General features: G+C 73.6%; 4 protein-coding genes. All 4 read right to left on the bottom strand.

What is annotated here, in order from left to right:
* Positions 1–114: 114 nt before the first annotated feature.
* The 4 genes from V7E45_RS39495 to V7E45_RS39480 all read right to left on the bottom strand — a co-directional run bounded on the left by V7E45_RS39495 (position 115) and on the right by V7E45_RS39480 (position 4,952).
* Entirely contained in the window at positions 115–2,052 is a 1,938-nt protein-coding gene (locus V7E45_RS39495) for a collagenase (protein ID WP_333779119.1), read from the bottom strand.
* A gap of 152 nt (positions 2,053–2,204) precedes the next feature.
* Positions 2,205–3,158, bottom strand: coding sequence for a LysR family transcriptional regulator (locus V7E45_RS39490; RefSeq protein ID WP_333779118.1), 954 nt, complete (start codon positions 3,156–3,158; stop codon positions 2,205–2,207).
* A gap of 319 nt (positions 3,159–3,477) precedes the next feature.
* The gene (locus tag V7E45_RS39485; protein WP_333779116.1) at positions 3,478–4,155 is read right to left on the bottom strand and encodes a class F sortase; all 678 of its coding nucleotides are present in this window, start codon (positions 4,153–4,155) and stop codon (positions 3,478–3,480) included.
* Between the two features lie 113 nt (positions 4,156–4,268).
* Positions 4,269–4,952 carry a hypothetical protein gene (locus V7E45_RS39480; RefSeq protein WP_333779115.1) on the bottom strand — a complete coding sequence of 228 codons (684 nt, stop codon included), beginning with the start codon at positions 4,950–4,952 and terminating at the stop codon, positions 4,269–4,271.
* Between the last annotated feature and the right edge of the window lie 201 nt (positions 4,953–5,153).

The raw sequence follows: 5,153 nt of genomic DNA, 5'->3' as shown, positions 1-5,153 counted from the left end.
CCCCCCCCCCCCCCCCCCCCCCCCCCCCCCCCCCCCCCCCCCCCCCGCCCCCCCCGCCCCCCCCCCCCCCCCCCCCCCCCCCCCCCCCCCCCCCCGCTTTTCGCGGCTGTCCGGTCAGGCCTTCGCCGGCCTGGCGCAGGCGCCCGCGGCGCACGCCGTGAGCCACTGGTCGAAGTCGGCGTCGTAGCGGGTGCCGATGCCGTCGTGGTAGACGGCGTAGCCGCCGCTGTAGTCACCGGCACGGAACCGGGCGAGCATGCGCTGGACGTCGTCGGGGTGCCGCTCGGCCATGTAGCGCACGGCGAGATAGCCCCACGGGTAGGTCCGGGTCACGTCGCTGTTGTCGTAGGTGTTCTCGAACAGGGTGCTCAGCCGGTACGTGTGCTTGCCGGCCTCCTGGATCGCCTGGTCGTCGGCGAAGCCCCGGTAGCCGTAGGAGACGTACTCGGCGACGCCCTCGATCCACCACACGTCCGGGACCGAGATCTGCCGGCCGAAGTCGCCCTGCATGTCGTCACGGCCGTCCAGGAAGTGCGTGTACTCGTGGTTGAGGTTCCAGATCCGGGCCACGAAGCCGTCGTCGTAGTCCTTCTGGTACATGATCGAGGTGGCCTGGTTGGCCGGGTCCGAGGGGTCGCCCTCCAGGGTCATGCCGCCGTTGTCGGTGCTGATGCCGAAGATCGCGCCCGCGTACGTCTGGTAGTCGGCCCGGCTCGCGAAGACGACCAGCCGGAGGGTCGAGACGTACTGGCCGGGCACCGGCCCGCCGGCCTTCACCAGTGAGCGGAAGTAGGCGTCCTGGCCGAGGACACTGCCGCAGGCGGCGTCGAGGTCGGCGGCGGTCAGGGACTGCGCGCGGACGCTGACGTTCGCGTCACAGCGGTGGACGGTGGGCAGGACGGCCTCGGTCAGCTTGCCCGGCAAGTCGCAGACGCCGTAGTAGGAGCAGTTCGCACCGTCGTAGTAGTTCGCCTGGGTCGCCACGGCCACCCACAGCCCGGCCGTCGGGCCGGTCATGGCGGTCGCGCCGAGCAGGTCCTTCGTCAACGGCTGTGCGGTGTCGCGCAGTTCAGGGTGCTCGACGTAACGGGCCACGTTCATGCCCGCGTTGGAGTCGAGGAACGCCAGACTCGTGCCGAGCTGGTCGGTGTTGGCCAGCGCGAAGTCGTACAGGGTGTCGATGATGCGCGGGTCGGCCGCCACCGCCCGGACATACTCGGGGTTCCAGTTGCCGCGCCACAGGGGCGTGTAGACGTCGTTGACGGCCCTGACCATGCTGTCGACCGCGTCGTAGGAGCTGTCGTAGGCGTTCAGAAGCCGCCGGTAGACGTACAGGTAGCGGCCCTGCTGGTCGGCACTGTCGGTGAGGACGACCGCCTCGCCGAGTATGTCGCCGTTGACCGCGCTGACGTCGCGCGAGTGCGACCGGGCGAAGAAGGTGTCCAGGCCGGCCGTGACGGCGGAGGTCAGCCTGGAGGTGTACGGGCCCACGTCACCGGCGTGGTTGAACTGGACGTAGTAGCCGGCGCGCAGGAACAGCACCAGCTGTTCCAGGCCGCCGGAGCCGTCCCCGCGGTACTTCCCTGCCGTGCTCGTGAAGGCATTCGCCACGGTGACCATCTGGGCCTGCCGGAAGACGTCGTGGGCGTCCGGGCCGGTGACCGCGAACAGGGTGTTCACGCAGTCCGGGGTGGACGCCTTCACGAACGCCACGAGGGCGCTTGCGGTCCGGGTGCCGAAGTCGGCCGGTGTACAGGACGCCGCCTTCGCCGCGCCGCGTGGAGCGCTTTCCATGCTGCGCGTGAACGATGGTGCCTGCGGCGGGATTTGAGCGGGGCTGAGCTTGCTCGCCGGGGCCGCGGGACGCTCGGTGGCCCCGGTGGCCGGACCGGCGGGCGGCGGGGCGGGGGTGTGCTTCCCGGCCGTGCGGGCGGTGGTGCCGGTGTGCTGCTGGGGCGAGGCCAGGGCCGGGGTCGAGAGCAGGCCCGCCACAGTGACGCAGACGGCGGCGGCGCCGGCCATGCGTCTGGGCAGCGCGAAGCGATAGCGCATCTGGGGTTCCTCCACGAAAAGACGCGCCTCTGTGGGGTGTTGAGGCGTGAGTGGCACTGTCCCAGCGGGTCGACCGCGACAACAATGGCGTGTGACATAGCACATGACACTGTTCGCTCATAACATCGCGGCCCGCCCGGGCCGACCGGGGCTCAGGCCCCGGCGATGCTCCAGGTGCGCGACGCCCAGCTCCTCAGGTGCGGGGCCTGGGCGACGAGATCGCGGTAGGCGGCCAGCGCCGACTGGACGAGTGTGTCGGCCACGTCCTCGGTGACGGTGCCGGGCCGCCAGGCCAGCACATAGCGGCACCACAGCGGCGAGCCGGCCAGCGGCTTGACCGCGACGTGCGGGATGGGGCGCAGCGTCGGCTGCACCAGGGAGACGCCGAGACCGTCGGCGATCATGCTCTGCAGCTGGCTCTGGTCGCCCAGGAACTCGTGCACGGCGGCCGGCCGGAACCCGGCGGCGGCGCAGGCGTCGTAGAACACCCCGGGCCAGCCGGCGCCGTCGTCCGGGGTCACGAACCAGTCGTCCTCGGCCAGGTCGGCGAGCTGCACCTGGGCGCACTGGCGCAGCCGATGGCGGGCGGGCAGGGCCACGAACGTCGGCTCGGTGACGATCCCCCGGTGCCGCACGGCGGCCGAGTGCCGCAACTCCATGCCCGGGTAGTCGGCGGCTATCGCGGCGTCCACGGTGCCCTCCTCCAGCAGCTCGACGATCCGCGAGGAGGCGTAGACGCTGGTCAGGGTGAGGGAGAGGTCGGGCAGCCGGCTGCGGACACGGGACACCGTGCCCGAGAGCACGGGCGAGTTGGTCGAGGCCACCCGCAGGGTCCGGCGGGGCGTGGCGGCGGGTCTGCGGTGGCCGATGGCGTCGGCGCGGGCTAGCACGTCCCGAGCCTGGGCGACGACCTCGGCGCCGTACCGGGTGGGCCGCACTCCGCTCGCGCCGCGCTCGAAGAGCGGCTCGCCCAGATGGCGCTCGATGCGCCTGAGCTGGGTGCTGACCGCGGGCTGTGAGTACCCGAGGTGGGTGGCGGCGCGTCCGACGCTGCCCGCGTCGGCGATCGCGCACAGCACCCGCAGGTGCCGCAGCTCCAGCTCCATCGCTCCACTCCCCGTTCCGTCCCACGACCGGCACCCGGAGATTGTCCGTCACCCGGGAAACCGGTGCTCACGCCCCCCGCCGGTCGGGCTCGGGGCCGGCGGACGGAAGCGTTCCACCGTGCCGTCGCGGGCACAAGGCGCACGGGCCGGCCGGGGGGGGGGGGGGGGGGGGGGGGGGGGGGGGGGGGGGGGGGGGGGGGGGGGGGGGGGGGGGGGGGGGGGGGNCTCTGGTCGCCCAGGAACTCGTGCACGGCGGCCGGCCGGAACCCGGCGGCGGCGCCCGGCGCGGAGGCGGGGACGGACCGGCGGCGCGGACGCCTCACACGAGGTGGGCGAAGACCACCAGGTTGTCGGTGTAGTCCTTCACCGAGTGGTCGTAGTCCCCCGCGCAGGTGATCAGGCGGACCTCGGGGCGGTCGGCGTCGGCGTACACGCGCTCGCTCGGGAAGTCGTCCTTGGCGAACGTCTCCGTGTCGTCCACCTCGAAGTTCGCGGTCCGCCCGTCGGCCCGGTCGACGGAGAACCGGTCCCCGGGTTCGAGCCGGTCGAGGTTGGCGAAGACGGCGGCCGAGGTCACCGTGTCGACGTGCCCGGCGATGATCGAGGTGCCGGTCTCGCCGGGCGTGGCGCCCTTGGCGTACCAGCCGACCAGATTGGTGTTCTCCGCGGGCGGCGGTTCGAGCTGGCCCGTGGGGCCGAGGGACAGGGCGGCGAACGGCGCGTCCACCGAGATCTTCGGGATGAGGAGCCTGATCGGCACGGAGTGCGGCAGCGCGTCGTCGGCCTCGGTGGGCCGTGCGTCGGACCGTACGGAGCTGGTCGGGCCGGAGGCGCGGGGTGCGGCCGGGATCTCCTGTGACCCGTGGTGGCCGCCGAAGAGGCTGACGCCGAGGAAGACGATCGCCACGCCCCACAGGGTCAGCCGGCCGCCGCGGCCGGACTGCCGCTCGTCCCGCGCCGGTTCGTCGGGGGGTGGGGAGGGGGGAGCTGCTGCCATTCGGACACCACCTCATTCGGCACGGCAGCACGGGGTTCGGGCTCGCGGGGTGCGGGCCGCCGGCACGGTGCGCGCCGGCGGCGTCCGCGGTCCCCGCAGAGGCGGGTGAGCGGTCAGGACGCCGGCGCGACGGCCTTCTTGCGGCGCAGCGCGTACAGGCCCGTGGCGCCTACGGCGAGCACGGCCAGGCCGCCCGCGGTGACACCGGACTGGGCGAGGCCGCCGCCGCCGGTGTGCATGCCGCCGTGGGGCTTCTCGTGGTCGTCGCCGCCGCCCCAGTCGTCCTTGCCACCACCGCTGTCCCGGCCGCCGCCGTCGCGGCCGCCACCGCTCTCCTTACCGCCGCCGTCGCGGCCGCCACCGCTCTCCTTGCCGCCGCCGCTCTCCTTGCCACCGCCGTCCCGGCCGCCGCCGCTCTCCTTGCCACCGCCCTGGTCCTTGTCGCGGTAGGTGTCGGGGTCGAACCTGCTGTCGTCGCCGCCCGACCCCCAGTCGTCGCCACGGACGGCCGCGAGGGCGCCGCCGCCCGTGTGCATCCCGCCGCGCGGCTCGTCGTGTCCGCCGCCCTTGCCGCGCTCCGTGCTGTAGTCGTTGTCGTGGTCCTTGCCGGAGCCCTTGCCCCGGTCGTTGTCGGAGCCCTTGCCCCGGCCGGAATCGCTGTCGTGGTCGCTGCTGTACGAGGAGTCGTCGCGGCCCCAGTCGTCCCCGGCCGGTACGGCGAACGCGGCCCCGGGCACTGAGAAGGAGAGGGCGGCGGTTGCGGCCGCCGTGGCGAGGATGATGCGGGCAGAACGCATGTCGAGGTCCTTCCGACGCGGCCGGGCAGCGGATTCGGCATCAGCTGAATGGACCCGGCCTCGACATGAACCACCGTCAGTCAGGCCGTGGCGGCGCACCATCCGGGCCGCCCAGCCGGGTCATCACGCCACCCGTCTGTCCCAGCGACACGCCGGTGCACCCCCCGTCCGGGCCAGTCCCCTTCACCCCGACGGCACCCC

Origin of the sequence: Streptomyces sp. IBSBF 3136 (assembly GCF_036815105.1) — a bacterium.
Classification (GTDB): Bacteria; Actinomycetota; Actinomycetes; order Streptomycetales; family Streptomycetaceae; genus Streptomyces.
This window is presented reverse-complemented; position numbering and strand designations above follow the sequence as displayed.